Source organism: Marinibium conchae (genome assembly GCF_015595035.1).
Taxonomy (GTDB): Bacteria; Pseudomonadota; Gammaproteobacteria; order Enterobacterales; family Alteromonadaceae; genus Glaciecola.
This window is the reverse complement of the sequence record NZ_JADNRN010000001.1, coordinates 1,542,522-1,560,606: the sequence shown is the minus strand read 5'-3', so window position 1 is coordinate 1,560,606 and position 18,085 is coordinate 1,542,522. Positions and strand designations below refer to the sequence as shown.

Genomic DNA, 18,085 nt, shown 5'->3' with positions numbered 1-18,085 from the left:
CAGTATACACGTTACTAGTAATCCAGTGAGCGTTAAGCACTCGGCTACCTGCTAGGTGCACACCATTTTATCCACTTTCAAAAAAATCAGCCTAAGCTTTTCATAGCCCTCAGTACGACTAAAACTGGAGGCTACAATGAAGCTACCTAAAAATAAATCCCGCGCATTTCGCGTAATCAAAAGCATGTTGATGCTAGTGACTGTTAGTTTTACATTAAGCGCTTGCATGAGCACCTCATCTAATTCCCTAAACGATGCACACACAAACGCCGCAGTTGCAAAAGAAGCTGCGGCGAACGCTGCATCGTACGAGCACATAAGTACATCATGCTTAGATGGGGTGAGCGATATGCAAATTAGCATTGGTGAGAACGGCAGTGCAGCGCAAAACCTTGCCTTAGCCAAAAACGCTGAACGCTGTGTCGACGGCATTCATTTTGATTCGCAGCATCCACACAAAGAAAAGGCAATGCAACTTAAAGCCTTAGCCGTAATGAATTTTATCAAAGCCGGTGATTCAAAAAGTGCCAAAAAGAGCTTTGATGAGTTTATTCGTCAGTTTCCGCAGCAAGACTTATTTTTCTCTGACTATAGTTCGTTTGTAGATACTGCAACGGCCTTACTCAATCACAAATCTTTGTCGAAGAACCAACTGATGGTGCTGAATATTAACCAAGCTATGCGCGATGATCTGGTTCGTCAGTATCATTGGCGTAGAAATTAGGAGTGTAAGATGATGCGTGTAATATGCCCAAGAACTCTTGTGGAAGAAAAACAGCCTGCGTTAGCAAAAAGTAAACATCAACACAAAAAGCGACGTTCTCTAAGCGCTGCTTTTCTAAGCATGGCTATGCTATTGACCACTGCCATGCATGTTGGTTTGGCGCATGCGACGTCAAGCTCGAACGATGGCTGGCAGCCTTTAGCGTCGGAAAGCCTTATTAAGCTGCCTGCGAACTTAATTGAAAAGCGTATTCAGCAAGACTTTGACTTGTCGCCACTTGCTAATGAATTACTTGCTGCTGAAGAGCGTATTGTTGCAAAGGCGACAAAAATTAAAGCGCTTCAATCTCTGTTAGTAGATGTAAGTGACAACGACATGATTGAGGAACGAGTGTCGTTGGTGCAACTGAAATCGAGCTATTTAGATGATATGCAGCAAAGCCAAGTGTTGCGCCAACAAGCTTTGGATCAAAAACAATCGCTGTATGAAGATGTATTGCAAAAACTACTCAGGCAAGAAAATGCTTCAGCAAGTGTCGATTTTCAAAAGTTGAAAGCGAGTCAAGAGGCGGCGAGAGCACGGATGGAAAAAGTGATAGCGCGAGTAGACGATAGCTTGCTGGGCCAAGGTTTGGGAAAGCAAAGTCCCTATGCTGATGAATTTGCTGCTAATTTAAACAAAATTGAGCTCTTGAAAGAAGCGATTTCCAAACATCAAGCTGCCATGGCACCAATGATTGATGGGGTTGAGGTAAGCGCTCAAGAGTATGTTCGCCAGCTCTTGATGCAAGCGGCGAGCGACCAATCTTTGCTCGATCAAGAATCATTAATGATCAGTTATATGGCCAAGTTAGTTGCTTTGGATGCGCAGTCGATTGAATTCACTATCGCTTATGAAGAAACAGAAGACGGCGCAATCATTAATAACTTTACAAAGCCTGCGCAAGCGGCAGATTTATTTTTATAGCTAAACACACTGCATTTTCTTTGAAGGGGAAATAATATGACTCTACATACAGCAACAAAATCCGGCGTTTCTGCGCTAATCAGCTTAGCCGTAAGCTGTTTACTTTTAGCTGGGGTTTCAAGCCAAGCTCATGCTAATACAAAGGATAAGAACTTATATACCTTGATAAACCTTGAGCGTGAAAGAGCAGCACTTATTGCTGTGTTCTTAAATAATGATATTGAGATGAGTAAAAAACATGAGTTGCTCACTTTTAAGCAAAGGCAGTTAGCTGATGTAGAGCGCATGGTTTTGCGTGATGAGCGCCTATTGTCATCATCTTCTTCAGTGGTCAAACGAGCTTTTAACGATTACGACATGACTTTTTTAGTTCATGCCGGGGCCGAAGATGAACTATCAGCAATGGGGAAATGGTTAAAAAACGCCAATATTACTAACCAAGGTATTATGGCTACTAAAGCAGGGTATCGATAATGTTGCTTTTATCTCATCAGCCTGACAGTACTAAAACATCTATCTTCAATATGAAGTTCGTTGTGGGTGGTTTCGGAACGATCACCATTGTATTGGCAATACTGAGTTACCTTACAAATCTTGATGCAATGCAGCTGATTCAGAGTCTGCAGAAAATGTTCTCGACCTCTTTTTTGTTGTTCTTTGTACCACTATGTGGGCTTGGATTATTGAGTATTTGCAACATTCTGAATTCGCAAAGAACAATACAGGAAAAGCGCTATTGGGCCGAAATAGCTCAGCAAACGGCCAACGGTATATCAACACTAGCGTTAACCTATACTTTGTTAGGAATTAGTTTAGGGATAGGTGCTTTGTCGCATCAGAGCTTAGGACCTGACACGGTAAATGCCGTCATTTCTGAACTTACATCTCAGTTTTCGATGGCCTTTATGACTACGGTTGTTGGTTTGCCTTGCTCTACACTAATTCGTTCGTTAGCCAGCGTATTTTTGGCTAAAAGTGATTTAAGCATAGGCTCTTAGAAGGAGATTTGTACATGATAAATTCATTTTCAAGGGTAAATTCGCAAGGTATTTTTCGATGGCTTTTCCTCGCTGCTTTCATCGCCTCGTTGGCTTTTTTAGTCTTACAGTCCGACCCAGGTAAGAAGTGGTTAAAACATCGTTCGCAGTTTTTTACAATAGTGTCTGAGCACGAGAGTAAGAGTGGTCAGCTTGATGACGAGAAGCAAACTGCTATGTTTAGTCACCATGAACTTGAGAAGCGGCTGGAACATGAGATAGCTATTCTTAAGACTAGAATAACAGAGTTGGATAATAAGCTCGCCAACACTAATAGAGAGTTGTTGTTAGCACTTGAAGAGCAAAGCCAAATGTTACCTGAAAGGGAGTTGTGGCAACCCGACGAAAAAGAAAGTGTAGCAAAATCTTCTGAATTTGTTGCAAGCGTGGTCCCTACAAGTACCAGTAATGAGCCTTCGAACAGTGTTTTTTCGGACGGCATTGAAGCTCAGCTTCAGTCAAATACAAAAAGTCAGATTAAGAAAGACAAACGCCAGCAGCTAAGTCGCCTTCAGGCAGTCATGAATAAAATGGAAATGACGGCGTTAGAAGCATTAAGTCAATGACAAAAGTGCAACACAATACTCGCATCTTAAAAAGGCTTTTGCTCAGCTTTTTAGTACTAGTGACGTTTATTTGGTGCATTGATGTTGTTCTTGTTTCATTGAATTCAACGATAGCCAAAGAAACCGAATATCTTAAATCACCGGCAGAACTGAAGCCAATTCACTTACCTTTGGCCACCATGCTGCCCAGTGTCGCGTCAATTGATACAGTCGCTCCGAAAGCGTCTGTGAAAAACAGTGCAATAGTTAAGCCTGAGCAAAAAGCTGAACAGCAAGCGTCAGCCGAAAAGATAAGCCAAACCCGTTTGCAACTAGAAGAACTCGACGCTAAGAGCGTAAACTTATATTTTCCTCGACAAGCAAAGCAAAGAAAGCTGTTAATTGAACACTTATATGAATGTGAAGGGATTGCCTTCGCGACCTTAAAGTCGATAGAAGAGCCGAATTTAATGATTCTGGCGCCAAAAAACGCTCAGATAGATTTTGCAGCGACTTACAGTCAATGGTTCAGAGTGGTTAATGAGGGCTTGAGTGGAAAAGAGAAAAACTTGTTGTTAACTTATGCACCAGATGCAATACCAATTCGACTGTTTCCGATGCGCTTAGACACTGCTCTGTCGGCTCATATTGCTCAAGTGTTATACTCGCAAAGTACAAAGGCTGGCGAGAATATTCCCTTATCGCAGTTCAGTGCACGTTATCGTTTGAGCGCAGGGTCTCTGCTGTTGGTTGATATTCAAGTAAACCATAAGTCGCTCTCTGAAAAGTGGCTTTTATCTGAAAAGCAATGTGTGTAAGCTCGTAAGCTCATATAAAAATTGTTAAGAGTAATAGCATTCGATGTCGCAGAGTAAAAAAACGCAGAGCAGAGTGGTGGGGCTTGTTCTCAACGGCGGACACTCAACACGAATGGGAAGACCTAAAGGCGAGGTGATTTATCACGGTGTGTCATTTCTTGAACACGCTATACGTTGTTTACAGCAAACCACAATCGAGCAGCTTTATGTGGGGCTGAAGGATAAAAAACCTATCCAGGGTGAGAATAATGATACTAGCCGCTCTACTTTGCTTAGCAGAGAGAATATACAACTTTGCTATGATGAATTTGGTGATAAGGGCCCTGTCGGGGGCATATTATCCGCCATTGAGCACGCAGAATTGCAAGTTGGAGATATTCTATTGGTGATCCCTAACGATATGCCTAAGTTAAGAAGCCAATACTTAGAAGCTCTACTAGAGCATGCTAGGTGTAAGCTGCAAAGCTGCTATTTCGAGTCAAACTATTTCCCTGTTGCGTTTTACTTAAGTAACGAAAATATTGCTTTGTTGAAGACAGTCAAAAGCGCCAACAGCGTATCAATGAGATACGTGCTCTCTGGTGCCATCAGTATTTCGCTAAATGATTTGCAAGGTAAGGGGCTAAAGGTAAGTCGTGATGACTTTCACAATATCAATAGCCCTGACATGCTTTCGATGTAATCCAGCAACTTTAAGCTATTTACTCAGGCACTGTCTTAAAACACCAAGAGTAAAAATATCGTGTTAGCGGTAATTATTGATTACTTTATTTACAAAGCCCTCGTTGATAACGGTAATCAGCTGTTTCTCGAAATGCTGCCAAAACGCATCCTTATCGTTGCATTTGGAAACGCCGAAATAGCCGTCTTCCTCGGCATAAACCGAAAAACGTTGTTTGGTGATTAGCTCGCTAAATTCGGCGCTGTTATTAATGATGTAATCAAATACGTTCTCTTGGCCGACAATCACATCTACATCTTCGTTTAACAATGCTTTGATAACTAATTGGCTGCTTTCAAAAGTTGATTTGGATAGGGTTTTGTCGCTATCAAAACGAGAAAACTGTAACACGTCGTTCTCAATTCCAATCTCTATGCCCTGTAAGTCGTCATAGTTGGCTACTTTGTATTTATCATCGCCAAGCGCATAAAAGGCTCTGGTAGTGCCGATCAAATATGGTGGTTCTAAAAAAGAGAGAAAAGCTTCTCGCTCTGGCGTTCTAAAAAGATTGGTGAGCAAATCAACGCTACCAGTTCTGCTACGTTTAAGGCAGTCCGTCCAGTTACACTCTATCATGTTGACCTTAATGTTCATGCGTTTCGCGATTTCTCGTACAATATCCACATCAATGCCGTTAACGCCCTTCTGATTCACTATCATCCAAGGCTCGTATACGGCAACCGCTAGGTTGATCTGCGAAGTATCGCTATGAGTCACTGCACATTCTTGAGCTGCGGCAGGGTAGGCTAGCAAGATCATCGCAATGAAAACGTAGCCACTACGAATTAAATGTTTTGTTTCTGCTAGTGTCATTTTACTATCTTCTTAAACATAAATAATAAGGCGCAAGGTATATCATCATCTCGCTGTTCATCACGGCTAAGCCTCTAGTCGCTATGCAAGGCATCGATAGGGTTGAGTTTCGATGCTTTTATAGCGGGGAATACACCAAAGCCAACACCGACTATCATACAAATACTCAAGGACAGAAAGATAGCCGGTATTGACCAGCTAACGGCCCAGCCAGAGTAGGTGCCTATAATTTCAGATAAAATTAAACCAAATACAATACCTAGCATACCTCCCAGTACAGATATGGCAAAACTTTCAGCTAAGAATTGCTCTTTGATATCCTGCTGAGTTGCACCAACTGCACGTAACAATCCAATTTCTTTTGTTCGCTCCATCACGTTGGCTAACATGATGTTCATTATGCCAATGCCACCTACAAGTAAGGAGATGCCGGCAACACAGGCCATTACTATATTAAATATTTGTTGTGTTTGTTTTTGTTGTTCTAGCAAAGCTGCAGGAATAATTAGTTCGTAGTCGTCAACCCCACCGTGGCGCAGCTGCATCAGTTGCTCAACGGCTTTAGCTGCGATAACAGGGTCACTTCCTTTAATGATATTTAACTTAATTGAGTCAAGTTCGCTTGCTAATGTGTCACTTGAAAACTTTTGGATGCTAGTAGCCAGTGGTAAAAAGATTCGATAACGATCGCCACCTATTTGTACCCCTTGAAATTCATTTTTATCGCCAGGAGGCTGACTCAATACACCAACCACAGTTAGCCAAACATGATTCACTTTCACATATTGCCCGATAATCTCATCAGTGGAGTCAACTAAATTTGGGAATAATTCGCGCGCAGCACTTGAGCCGAGTACAGCAACTTGTGCTATGCGAGCATTGTCTGTTTCATTCAACCATCTGCCAGCACTTAATTTGAGGTTAGCATGATCATAATAGGTTAAGGTTACACCTAAAACCTCAGCCTGTGACTTTCGTTCTTCGCTATAAATATCGTGTACACGTATTTTTTTGCTTGCGCTGTAAGCCTCAACGAAGGGCAAAGTGGCCACTGCAGCGTGAATATCGCCCATTGATAAACCCAAGCTTTCTTCCCGAATTTCGGCAAGTTCTTCACTTGAGTAGTCTTTGGCGTTTAGTATGATATTGTTAACTCCCATCGAATCTATGAGTTTCAAGGCTTGTCTCTCTGCTCCCTCGCCAATATTGAGCATGGCAATAACCGCACCTACACCAAATATCATGCCTAGAAGCGTGAGGAAGGTTCGGAGCTTTTGGGCGGATAATTCTGCAATGGCATCCTTAAGCAATACACTGTATTTTCCAATCATGATGCTACCTTGCTTTCGGTGTTGAGCTCGTTCTCTACACCATCAGGGACGCTTAGCGCAATCTGGTCACCAACAACAACACCTTGTGTAATCTCAACGAGATATTGATTTTTCCTGCCGCTACTGACCTCTCGACGCACAAAGTTTCCATCGTGTTTGAGATAAACATATGATCTTCCTTGGTCATGGTGTATGGCTTGTAAGGGTATGACGACTGATTTACTGGCCACTTTTACTTGTATCTCGGCAGTGAGTTTTCGCCCTGGCTGCATTAGGTTTTTGTCTTGCTTATCGAGACTTATCGTTACTTCATAATAAGTTACTGGGTTACCGCGCTCTATAGAGCGGGGAAATCCTGCCACATTAATCACCTTTCCACTAAACTCTTCTGTTGGAAAGGCGTCTAAGCGAAGCGTGACACTTTGTTCATTAGCTAGGTCAATTGCATCATTAGCGAGGGCATAAACCCTTGCTTGCATATTATCCAAGTTAGGAATTTGGGCAATTGGACGACCAGGGAAAATAGTCTGACCTACCGAGGGTTTTTCGCCGCGTCGGTCCTTCTCATAAATAAGTAAGCCAGAATAAGGCGCAACAACCTCTAATTTCGAAAGTGCTTGTTGATAACGTTTAAATTTTGCGGCATGTCCACTTTTACGAATATCTAGTACGGCTGATTCACTTTGGTGCTGCTCGTCGATACTTGACTCTTTCCATTCTAAGAATTCGTCTTTTGCCTCCAAAAAATCTCGATTTTGTAAAGTATCTATGATTTCTAGCTGAGAATAAATACGCAAATCGTCGATAGCGAAACGGTCAACAAATTCAAATTCTTGTTTAACAAAAGTCTGATCAGATTCAATATCGTTGAGTTGTTGACTTTGAACCGCGTTGTTCCTCGCCATGTCTTGTTGTAACTTCAACATTTCAAGTTCTTCGGAACGACTGTCTTTAATAATTTGTTGAGCATCAAAACGGGCAATAACATCGCCTTTCTCCACTACGGTATTTTCCGGAATAAGCCACTCTAAGGTCATCGGTTGATTACCCGGCGACGGAATGCGTTGCGCCTCTGCCGCTTCGATTTCACCAAACGCGGCAACCGTGATACCAAAATCTCGGTCGGTGACGGTGTAAATAGGGGTACTGGAAATTTCTTCTTCAGCACACCCGCTCATTAGGCTTACAAAACATATAAGCAACAATACAACAGCGTGTTTATTGCTCATACTTCACCTTTCACAAGTTCTACATTTGCTTTCATACCAGGGCGCATAATAGTGGTATCCATTTCATCAAGAGTGACCCAAGCGTCGAACACAACTTTCAAATTGCGCTGAGATTTATTTCTGTAGGCTTTACCGATTTCACTGATCTTTCCAATGAAGGGGCGCTCAGGGAAAGCATCCAGAGTCACTTTTACTTGTTGTCCAAGACTCACTTTTGACGTGTGAGATTCATCAAACTCAACTTTTACAGATATTTTATCAAGAGAAGGCAGTGTCATGAGCGTAGCGCCCATATACACAGTATCGCCGACGGCAGGTTTGTCGTCGTTCCAGTTGTAATAAATAACCATACCGTCTTTTGGTGACTTGATGGTGAGCTTAGCAATACTTTCCTCTAAGTCTTTCACTCTGACGCGTCGGTTGTCGATACGTGCTCTTTGCACCTTCTCATTTACAAGCATTTCTTCTTTTTGCTGTTTTACACGAAGTTTGGCTTGATCGTGGGATTCCTTCGCAATTAAGTACTCCGCCTGCTGTTTCTGTCGTTCAATCTCGGATCTGGACGCGTCGGTAATTTCCACTTTCCGCTTGGTTTTGTCCTCATTCATTTTGGCTTCTGCCAAATCCAGCAATAAGTCTTTAAGTTTTGCCTCGTTATTCAGTTTCTTTTGCTCTGCTTCTTTTATTGCAGCTTCAAGTTCACTTTTACGTCCAACTAAATCGTTTCGAATTCTCTGCCCGTCAAAACGAGCCAATACGTCACCTGGCTTAACAATCGCATTTTCTCGTGCAAGATATTCGATTTTGAAATTCCACATGCGCCTAATATTAGGAGGGCCTATAGTGACTTCTTGCATACTAACCAGTTCCGCAGGAGCACTAATTTCCGCTTTGCTTTGCTCTTTCGGCTGAGCCAGATTATCGTTTTCATCTGAGCAGGCCAGCAGTAACAGGCAAATGCTGCTTGTAAGTAACACTCTACGCATCGTTTTTATCCCCAGCGTTAACATGAATACGAACACTCATGCCAGGTGCCAAATTCACATCTGGCGCGTCTTTAAATTGAATAATACTCGGAAAGTAAGCACTATCGCTCCATTGTGAACGCTTTTCTGATTGGCTCGATATACTATCGAATAAACCAATAAAGCGTTTATCAGGAAATGCGTCAATGACGAGTTCTACTTCTACGCCGGCTTCTAGACCCACCGCGTCAATTTCATGGATCCAAGTTTCGATTTGAAAGTTAGAACTTGCCTGAACATCCAACACCTTCCAGCTAGGCTGCAGATTCGTACCTGCCGCTATCTTTTTTTGAGTCCAAGGGTGAATGCCATAAGTGATTGGGCCTGAGAGCGTTGCAGTGACATTCATCCGGTTTAAAAGGCTATTCAAATAGTTAATCTCTTCTTCAACTTTTTGAATGTCGATGCGTTTCTTTTCCAGCTCTGTGCTTCGTTCTTTTTCGGCTCGACGCAATGCTTCTTCGGCTTTTACTTGTTCGAGCAATGCTCGTTGTAATGCTAAGTCATATTGCCCTTTATCATAACGACTGACTTCAGTCGCCGGCACCGACGCTTCGATTTGCGCCTTTTTAACTCTCATTAAGGCTAGTTTTAAGCTCCCTTGTGCTTCAGATAGTTTCCTCTCTTGCTCCATTTTGAGTTGCTCAAGCTCTAATACTTGTCGTTCGAGTGACTCTTGGTTTTGATCAAGCCGGCTCTGTTCATTCGACCCATCGAATACGGCAATAACGTCTCCTTCAGAGACAATTTTTCCTTCCTCTTCCATCCATTGAATTTGAATTTGCCAGCGGCTTGATTGCGGTGCATTTACCACTTGTTTAGCAGAAGAACTAATTTGCCCTGTAAGTAAAAGCTCGTTAGTTAGAGCTTTAAAAGAACATATAAATAGTATGACAAAGGCGAAAGCTCTACCCATAGTTTTGCTATTGAAACTCAATATCATGGCTTTGTACCTGCAGGTTCAGATGAAATAATTTTGCCATCTTTCATTCTTATAGTGCGCTGAGCATAAGCTGCAATTTCATCTTCGTGAGTTACCATCACAATCGTCTGGCCGCTTTTGTGTAACTCGGTTAACAAATCCATTATTTCGTTCGAGGTTTTACTGTCTAAATTTCCCGTTGGTTCATCGGCCAAAATCACACTCGGCTGATTAATAAGGGCACGGGCAATGGCCACTCTCTGACGTTGGCCACCAGACATTTCAAAGGGCTTATGGTGCTTGCGATGAGATAGACCCACGCGTTCGATTAGTCGCTCTGCTCGCGCGTTGGCTTCATCCTCGGAGACTGAGGAATAGCGCATCGGCAGCTTGACGTTCTCACTTACATCAAGCTTCGGTAAAAGATGAAAAGTTTGGAATATGAAACCAATATGTTCGTTGCGAATGCGAGAGAGCTGGTCGTCGGTTAAGCTCGCTACATCTTGACCGTCGAGCAGGTATTTACCAGAGCTCGGTGTGTCCAAACAACCAAGCACATTCATAAGTGTCGATTTACCGCTACCAGAGCTGCCCATGATAGCAACAAATTCATTTTTATTGACCACCAAGGACACGTCATCGATTGCTGTGACCACTTCCTCGCCATTTTGAAAGTGTTTTTTAATGGCTTGTATTTCTATCATGTAATTTGTTTAATCCCAATTAAATGCGAGTCATGTAAAAACTGCCATGCCTGTCGCGTGCACAGAACAGTACAGAACAGCATGGACCTGAAAAGTGCTTATTAAATTGTTAATATGCTACACCGTCAGTACCGAGCTTCTTTCGACTAATTCAGGCTCGAAATAATGCTGCACCAAGTGCTTTTGCTCATATACTTCGTTTAATACAAGCTTTGCAGCCATTTTTCCCATTTCGCCTACGGGATTATCAATAGTTGTGAGCTGAGGATACAAATATTTGGCAAAAGAAGTGTTGTCAAAGCCGATAATCGAGATTGCTCTGGGGATATCCAATCCTAAATCTCGGGCTTCTTTCATTGCTCCAGAGGCCATTTCATCATTGCCGCATACCAGAGCACTAAAGTTCTGTGTTCGTTGATACAGTATTGAAAATTGCTCTGAACCACTTCTTTCCGAATAGTCGCCCTTAACTATCAAGCTTTCATCATAGTCAATACCAGCTTCTTCTAATGCGCGTTGGTAGCCTTTTAAACGTTCCATAGCGTCATCTTTGTATTCAGGCCCACAAAGGTAGGCAATATTTTTATGACCCTTGTCGATGGCGAATTTTGTTGCTCGATAGCCGCCCAGTTCATTGTTCATATAAACGCATCTTTGTTTAAGAGGCTCTAAATAGCGATTGATAAGATAGACTGGTACTTTACCTTTAGACAACTCAACTAAATAGTCGTTCGGAGTTTGTTCTATATGAATAATAAGCGCATCGCAAAAGCGACTGAGAAGAAACTCAATGCTTTCTTTTTCGACTTTTTCAGTATTATGTCCTGCCGCAAAAATCACTTGCTTACCGGCACTTCGAAGTTCAGTTTCAATCCCCGACATCATTTCACCAAAAAATGGACTGTCGAGTTCTGACACTAATACGCCTACGCTATTGCTTTTACTAGAAGCTAGGGACTGCGCAATGGTGTTGGGTCGATAACCTAATTCAACCATTGCTTGTTCAACTTTTTCGCGAGTTTTGGGGCTAACTGCTGCGTTTTTGTTAATCACTCTTGATACTGTTGCAAGCGACACGCCGGCCGCCTTCGAAACTTCATATATCGTTGCCATTTATATTCTTTTTTATTATTTCGTTAGGCTATTGTTAATAGTGTAAACAATGAAACAAGCTTTGTCTTCCCCACATCACTTTCGCACAAAATAATAAGAAATGATTAAACATATTTGAAAGCGCTTACATTTGCATGTATAACTATAGAGAATTACAGTGTGATTAACGTAAATTTTACATTTTCGAAGATCCCTATTAACAATCTCGGTTTGAAAGTAACAGGAAGTTATTATGCATTCGAAAAAATTGCCTTTGTCAGAAAAGGTTGGCTACGCCTGTGGTGATGTCGCGTCGAATTTCTATTGGCGAGTGTTTGATGTCTTCTTGTTCATATTTTACACCGATGTGTTTGGCCTAAACCCAGCGATTGTTGGGACCATGATGCTAGTAACTCGCATTATTGATGCCGTATCAGATCCAATGATGGGCGTGTTGGCAGATCGCACCAAAACTCGTATGGGGAAATTTAGGCCTTATTTGCTGTGGGGAATCATTCCTATTTTTGCTGCTGGTGTACTCACCTTTACCGTGCCTGACTTAAATGACACTGGCAAGGTTATTTGGGCATTTTCTACTTATATCTTCATGATGTTGGCCTACACATTTATTAACGTACCCTATGGCGCATTGATGGGAGTGATGACCGCGGATTCGAAAGAACGCACTACACTCGTTAGCATTCGCTTCATTGGTGCCTTCAGCGGTGGAACCTTGGTTGCCTACATCACCAATGATATGGTGGAATGGTTAGGTGGAGGTAACGATGAACTTGGATGGCAACTGCTCATGGTCGTATATGGGGCCGTTGCCGCGATATTATTTGCAATTACTTTTTTTGCATCAAAAGAGCGAATTCAGCCACCGCAGATTAGGTCTACACCGATCAAAACTGACTTTAAGGACTTACTCGGAAATACCCCGTGGAAAGTACTATTTGTATTGGCAATGATTATTATGGTAACAATTTCCTTGCGCGCTAGCAGTGGGACTTTCTACTTTAAATATTATGTCGAACGGGAGGATCTCATCGGTGATTTTACCTCCCTATATATGGTTTCTTTATTAGTCGGAACGGCTCTCACACCACTGTTGCTTAAGTGGTTCGATAAAAAGAAATTACTCGTCATCCTGATGATCGCAGTAGCGCTTTTATCAAGTTTATTTTTCTTCATTCCGAAAGACCAAATAGCATTGATGTTCGTGCTACAAGCGGCTATCGGGATCTGTTTAGGGCCTAAATCACCTATTGTATTTTCAATGTATGCCGACACCGCTGATTATTCGCAATGGAAAACGGGGCGACGAGCAACTGCAATGATATTCAGTGCCGCCTCATTTGCGCAGAAATTAGGTGGTGCCGTAGCTGGGGCAACAATAGGTTGGGTGCTTGCTTATATGGGCTATGCCGCAAATGTTACTCAGAGCAGTGAATCGCAATTGGGTATCGTTTTACTGATGACCGTAATTCCCGGCATATTTGCTTTACTCTCGGTTTTTTGCATTCGCTTTTATTCATTATCAAAGGAGCAGTTAGAGACCATCCACGCAGAGTTGGGCCTTGATGATATCGATGCTGAAGCAGGCGCAAAATGACTAAGCCAATAATTAATAAGAAATTAGCTCCCATGGCCTTCACTGAATCACTATTTTCAGCAACAGAGAAACCCGATGCGAGTGCCTTTCTCTGGAACAAAAAGATGATGCTAAATATGAATTGTAGAGGCTATGCAAATGCACAGTTTATGCAACCAGAACCAAGCAAATATGCTTTTGCTCCGAGTCTTGAAGCTAAGACTTTCATGCAGCCGGAGCACCCTTATTTTGCTCACCATCCTGGCCGCTACTTTTACATCAGAGATGAGGAAAGTGGCGAACTTTTTTCTTTACCTTTCGCTCCATGCAACATTGAAGCAGAGCAGTTCGAATTTGTGGCTAATAATAAACAAGTGACTTGGCATATAAGGCACATGAGACTGCAAATTGAGCTGCGCCTATGCTTAGCGATTGATGACCCTTTTGAATATTGGAAGGTGAGCATTGAAGATGTTAACAATCAGCCCCGTCAACTCAGTGTCATCAGTTACTTTCCCCTCGGTTATATGTCTTGGATGAATCAAAGCGCTAATTATGATGCTAGGTCACACTCTATCGTTGCAAAATATGTGACCCCTTATCAAAAACTAGCTGATTATCCTGCCCTGAAAAAAACTGCCCAAATGACCATTTTTGCTAGTGACCGCAAGCCAGATAGTTGGTGTGCAAAACAGAGCGCTTTTGAAGGTTTTGGTGGATTAATGCAACCAGAAGCTTTAAACAAAAGCCTGCTCCCAAACGAAGCGGCTTTTTATGAAACGCCATGCGCGGCATCACATTTTCGTATGGCACTTAGCGGGAGTACTGAAAACTTGCATTGTGTTTTCGGGCCGATGCACAATGAGGAAGAGGCAGTAGCCCTAAAAACAAAGCATATTGAAGCTTGTATTAGCGCGTTTTCGTCGGCTAACCAAACCACTGAATCTAGCGATTTTCCTTTTCAAGTCATTTCTGCCGACACGCAGTTTGATAGCTTTATAAATCAATGGTTACCAAGGCAGGTTTTTTATCATGGTGATGTTAACCGTCTAACGACCGATCCACAAACAAGAAACTATATTCAAGATAACATTGGCATGTGTTTCCTGCGTCCGTCGTCGGCCAGAGAGTGTTTGTTAACGGCATTAACGCAGCAACATAGAAGTGGCGAAATGCCAGATGGTATTCTTATTCATCCAGATGCCGAATTAAAATACATCAATGAAATTCCTCATTCAGACCACTGTATATGGTTACCCTTATTGTTAGAGGTTTATCTTGACCAAACAAACGATGTTGCGTTGTTGCATGAGTCAGTGTGTTTCAATGACTCAACAGAAGAAAAGAGCGTAATCGAGCACATTGAACTCGCCCTCAATTGGGTGTTGGCAAAGCGCGATGAGCGAGGTTTGTGTTTCATTGAACAGGGCGACTGGTGCGACCCAATGAATATGGTTGGGCCGAAAGGTAAGGGGGTATCAGTGTGGTTAACACTGGCACTCACTTATGCAATTAAGGTTTGGTTGCGTATAGCCAAACATTACAAATTAGATGTATCGGTCGTTGCCTTAGAAAGTCAACTATTAAGCCTACGCAATACGGTAATAAAGCATTGCTGGGATGGAAACTGGTTTGCTCGCGGTATTACCGACAACAATGAGCTTTTTGGTGTAGATGAAGATGTAGAAGGGAGAATCTTTCTTAACCCACAAACTTGGGCTCTTTTGGCAGGTATTGATGAGGAACCCTATAAAAGTAAAATACTACGAGCAGTGGATGAACATCTGCAAACGCCTTATGGTAATCAAATGTTAGCACCTTGCTACACCAAAATGGACGAGCGAGTTGGCAGAGTGACTCAGAAATTTCCAGGCTCTGCTGAAAATGGCTCAGTGTATAACCACGCTTTTGCTTTTTGGATTTTTGCGATGTTCGAATGTGGTGAGGCAGAAAAAGGTTTTCTCAACCTAAAGGAAATGCTTAACGCCGCCCATAGCGAGCAGGCAGGTCAAATGCCGATATATTTACCCAACTATTTTCGCGGTGCTTATAAACAATTCCCCGAAACAGCCGGTAAATCGAGCCACTTATTTAATACCGGTACGGCAGCATGGGTTTATAGAACAGTGATTCAACAAGTATTTGGCTTGCAGGGCAAGGCTAATAGACTAATAATCGAGCCAAGTAAATTACCTAGTTTAGGTGATTGCGATTTATTTTATCGCTTCAGGGATGCAACTTTCACAATTAAAATAAATTATGTGTCAGCTTTGCTAAAGCAAGAAACATATGTCGATTCAGTGTTGTTGGCTCAAAATGCGATAGACGATATCGTAGCAGGAAAACACTACAGCGTGCAGATAAAGCTCCCAAAACAAGACAAGTCTAAAGCAGCACGATTAGTGATTGTGTGTGGTGTTTCTGGATCAGGAAAGTCAACCGTAGCCTCTCGCTTAGCCTCGCACATGAATGCGATGTTTATTGAGGGAGATGATCTTCATTCTCGAGCAGCAAAAGATAAAATGGCCCAAGGAATTGCGTTGAGTGAAGCGGATAGAGAGCCATGGGTTCAGCGCTTGTTTGAATCAGCTCAACAGAAATTAGCTCATGGTTATGATACTGTTCTGTGTTTCTCGGGCTTATCGAAAAAGCACCGCCAACGCCTAATGAGTTTGGGTGCGAATGCTTGTTTGCTAATGCTTAATCCGCCTAAAAAAGAGCTCGAGAAACGTTTGAAAGCCCGCAAAGCGCATTTTTTCGCGCCGAGTTTATTGCAATCTCAGCTTGATAGTATGGAGCCGCTTAGTCATGATGAAACGAATACCGTGCTCATTGATAACGATGTGTTGAAGTCATATTCCCTGAGCAGTGGCAAGGGAATGGCTCACTTAAGCCTTGAAAATACCGTCGAGTGTGCACTTAATAGTCTTACAAATGAGCCTATCGTAAAGGCATTAAATTAAAATAAAGGAATAACTGTGTTCAGCAAAACGTTAATTTCGAAGTATGTAAAAAATAATGGGCTAGCTGGTAGCGCTCTAACAATCGCGATGATGACTACCGGCAATCTTGCGCATTCCATTGCAGTTATTGACGATGCGAGTAAAGCATTAACACCAATTTATCGTGCAGATGAGGCAATAGTCATAGATGCAAAGGCGCTCGAAAGCGCTTGGCAAAAGGCATCTTGGCGAGCGCTTGATCAAGTGCTGATAGGCGAAAACCTAAGTGAAGACGATTTCAATGGTCGTTATAAGCTGTTGTGGGATAGCGAAGCTTTATACTTGTTAGTAGAGTTACAGGATGATGTATTAGCAGATTCTCATCCTGATCCATTGGTAAATTACTGGGACGACGATTGTGTTGAAGTTTTTATCGACGAAGATGCTTCAGGCGGTGATCATCAATTTAATTACAATGCTTTTGCTTACCATGTGGGCTTGGATCGTCATGTGAGTGATATGGGCCCAACGGCGACATCTTCAGAATCAGTCATTCAAACATATAATGACCATATTCAAAGCCAATGGTCACGAGCGCTTGATACTCATACGATTACCTGGGAATTAAAAATATCTATTTTCGATGATAGTTTCTTACCAAATTCAGACGCAAAGCCACAAGTGCTGAAACAACATAAAGAAATGGGTTTTATGCTTGCCTACTGCGACGCTGATGGTAAGGGTAGTAGAGAACATTTCATTGGTTCATATCCTATTGAGGGTATCAATGGTGACAAAAACCTCGGTTATAAAACAGCCGATGTATTTGAAAAAGTTCAGTTAGTTAAATAAGCAATGCCACCAAAGACCGCAAAAAATAAAGGCTGATGAAGCAAATATATTATTAAGCTATGTTGGCCAGGTTTGGTAAGCCATGTTGATAAATGTGGCTTTACTGTTAACTGGGAAAAGGGATCGCTTCTTAACCAATGAGTTGACGCCAAGTAGATACCAAGAAATACAACACCTAGCCACGGAAAGATCCCGACATAGTCATTCGAATATGCTGGCAAAAGCGGTCTAATTGTTGTGAAAGGCCATAAGCCACTGACGAAACCAAGTTGATAAACTGCAATAATTACTGTTCCAATGGCTAGGCTCGTTTTTGGAAAGGGTGCGAAGAGCACACAACACATACTCGCTATCGCTATGAAATGTAGAACGCCGAAGTAGATATAATTGGCAGGCACCATGATAAGAGATGTTGCGGTAATAATACCTGCAGATGCAGCTATTTGTGCCCATCTCTTCCAGAACTTTTTCCATTGATACGACTGAGCATGTGTGAGGTGTAAAGATGCCCCTAAGCAGAGGAAAAAGGAAATCAGTATAAGATGTCTAAAGCTTCTCCAGCCATGCCCATCTGGGGTGTTCCAGTCAACATAGCCAAAAAATTTGAGATCATAAATGAAATGAAAAATGACCATCAATACGATGGCAAAAGTTCTGAGTAGGTCAATAGTGACTATTCTTTGAGCGCTCAACTAAGGGCCTAATTGAAAATTAACATGGTCATATTTTGCATAATAACACTTTTGAGGGCACAAAAAAGCCGAGCTAAT

Annotated in this window: 18 protein-coding genes; 10 read left to right on the top strand and 8 right to left on the bottom strand. The window is 42.2% G+C overall.

Features of this window, described 5'->3' with window-relative positions; all coding sequences use genetic code 11:
* Positions 1-226 precede the first annotated feature (226 nt).
* Genes ISG33_RS06585 through ISG33_RS06555 form a run of 7 tightly spaced genes read left to right on the top strand, consistent with a single transcriptional unit; the run spans position 227 to position 4,772 of the window.
* A complete protein-coding gene (locus tag ISG33_RS06585; RefSeq protein ID WP_195732689.1) occupies positions 227-724 on the top strand; it encodes a hypothetical protein in 498 nt (165 codons plus the stop codon).
* A gap of 9 nt (positions 725-733) precedes the next feature.
* Positions 734-1,690, top strand: coding sequence for a hypothetical protein (locus tag ISG33_RS06580; RefSeq protein ID WP_229333474.1), 957 nt, complete (start codon positions 734-736; stop codon positions 1,688-1,690).
* A 36-nt stretch (positions 1,691-1,726) separates the two neighbouring features.
* Positions 1,727-2,164, top strand: a complete 438-nt coding sequence (locus tag ISG33_RS06575) for a hypothetical protein (protein WP_195732688.1) — start codon at positions 1,727-1,729, stop codon at positions 2,162-2,164.
* The gene (locus ISG33_RS06570) at positions 2,164-2,688 is read left to right on the top strand and encodes a hypothetical protein (RefSeq protein WP_229333473.1); all 525 of its coding nucleotides are present in this window, start codon (positions 2,164-2,166) and stop codon (positions 2,686-2,688) included. The genes ISG33_RS06575 and ISG33_RS06570 overlap by 1 nt, the downstream gene beginning before the upstream one ends.
* 14 nt (positions 2,689-2,702) lie before the next feature.
* On the top strand, positions 2,703-3,293 hold the full coding sequence (locus ISG33_RS06565) for a hypothetical protein (RefSeq protein ID WP_195732687.1): 591 nt from the start codon (positions 2,703-2,705) through the stop codon (positions 3,291-3,293).
* Positions 3,290-4,090: a hypothetical protein gene (locus tag ISG33_RS06560; RefSeq protein WP_195732686.1), complete on the top strand. Its 801-nt coding sequence runs from the start codon at positions 3,290-3,292 to the stop codon at positions 4,088-4,090. Before ISG33_RS06565 ends, ISG33_RS06560 begins: the two co-directional genes overlap by 4 nt.
* 43 nt (positions 4,091-4,133) lie before the next feature.
* Positions 4,134-4,772, top strand: coding sequence for a molybdenum cofactor guanylyltransferase (locus ISG33_RS06555; protein WP_195732685.1), 639 nt, complete (start codon positions 4,134-4,136; stop codon positions 4,770-4,772).
* Positions 4,773-4,835: 63 nt separating this feature from the next.
* Here ISG33_RS06555 and ISG33_RS06550 read toward each other — a convergent pair whose 3' ends face one another.
* From ISG33_RS06550 to ISG33_RS06520, 7 genes are all read right to left on the bottom strand, one after another.
* A complete protein-coding gene (locus ISG33_RS06550; protein ID WP_195732684.1) occupies positions 4,836-5,624 on the bottom strand; it encodes a substrate-binding periplasmic protein in 789 nt (262 codons plus the stop codon).
* 74 nt (positions 5,625-5,698) lie between these two features.
* Positions 5,699-6,955 (bottom strand): ABC transporter permease, encoded by a 1,257-nt coding sequence (locus ISG33_RS06545; RefSeq protein ID WP_195732683.1) that lies wholly within the window; start codon positions 6,953-6,955, stop codon positions 5,699-5,701.
* On the bottom strand, positions 6,952-8,184 hold the full coding sequence (locus ISG33_RS06540; protein WP_195732682.1) for an efflux RND transporter periplasmic adaptor subunit: 1,233 nt from the start codon (positions 8,182-8,184) through the stop codon (positions 6,952-6,954). The genes ISG33_RS06545 and ISG33_RS06540 overlap by 4 nt, the downstream gene beginning before the upstream one ends.
* The gene (locus ISG33_RS06535; RefSeq protein ID WP_195732681.1) at positions 8,181-9,170 is read right to left on the bottom strand and encodes an HlyD family secretion protein; all 990 of its coding nucleotides are present in this window, start codon (positions 9,168-9,170) and stop codon (positions 8,181-8,183) included. Before ISG33_RS06535 ends, ISG33_RS06540 begins: the two co-directional genes overlap by 4 nt.
* Entirely contained in the window at positions 9,163-10,125 is a 963-nt protein-coding gene (locus ISG33_RS06530) for an HlyD family secretion protein (RefSeq protein WP_195732680.1), read from the bottom strand. The genes ISG33_RS06535 and ISG33_RS06530 overlap by 8 nt, the downstream gene beginning before the upstream one ends.
* Positions 10,126-10,148: 23 nt before the next feature.
* Positions 10,149-10,835 (bottom strand): ABC transporter ATP-binding protein, encoded by a 687-nt coding sequence (locus ISG33_RS06525; protein WP_195732679.1) that lies wholly within the window; start codon positions 10,833-10,835, stop codon positions 10,149-10,151.
* Positions 10,836-10,952: 117 nt separating this feature from the next.
* Entirely contained in the window at positions 10,953-11,948 is a 996-nt protein-coding gene (locus ISG33_RS06520) for a LacI family DNA-binding transcriptional regulator (RefSeq protein ID WP_195732678.1), read from the bottom strand.
* Between the two features lie 232 nt (positions 11,949-12,180).
* Here ISG33_RS06520 and ISG33_RS06515 point away from each other — a divergent pair, with 232 nt between their 5' ends.
* From ISG33_RS06515 to ISG33_RS06505, 3 genes are read left to right on the top strand one after another with little or no spacing between them, the layout of a single operon-like run.
* Positions 12,181-13,542 (top strand): MFS transporter, encoded by a 1,362-nt coding sequence (locus ISG33_RS06515; RefSeq protein WP_195732677.1) that lies wholly within the window; start codon positions 12,181-12,183, stop codon positions 13,540-13,542.
* Positions 13,539-16,484, top strand: a complete 2,946-nt coding sequence (locus tag ISG33_RS06510; RefSeq protein WP_195732676.1) for a gluconokinase, GntK/IdnK-type — start codon at positions 13,539-13,541, stop codon at positions 16,482-16,484. The genes ISG33_RS06515 and ISG33_RS06510 overlap by 4 nt, the downstream gene beginning before the upstream one ends.
* Positions 16,485-16,499: 15 nt before the next feature.
* The gene (locus tag ISG33_RS06505) at positions 16,500-17,315 is read left to right on the top strand and encodes a sugar-binding protein (RefSeq protein WP_229333472.1); all 816 of its coding nucleotides are present in this window, start codon (positions 16,500-16,502) and stop codon (positions 17,313-17,315) included.
* Here ISG33_RS06505 and ISG33_RS06500 read toward each other — a convergent pair.
* Complete coding sequence (locus ISG33_RS06500) at positions 17,300-18,007, bottom strand: heparan-alpha-glucosaminide N-acetyltransferase (RefSeq protein WP_229333471.1); 708 nt, start codon at positions 18,005-18,007, stop codon at positions 17,300-17,302. The genes ISG33_RS06505 and ISG33_RS06500 overlap by 16 nt on opposite strands.
* Positions 18,008-18,085 lie beyond the last annotated feature (78 nt).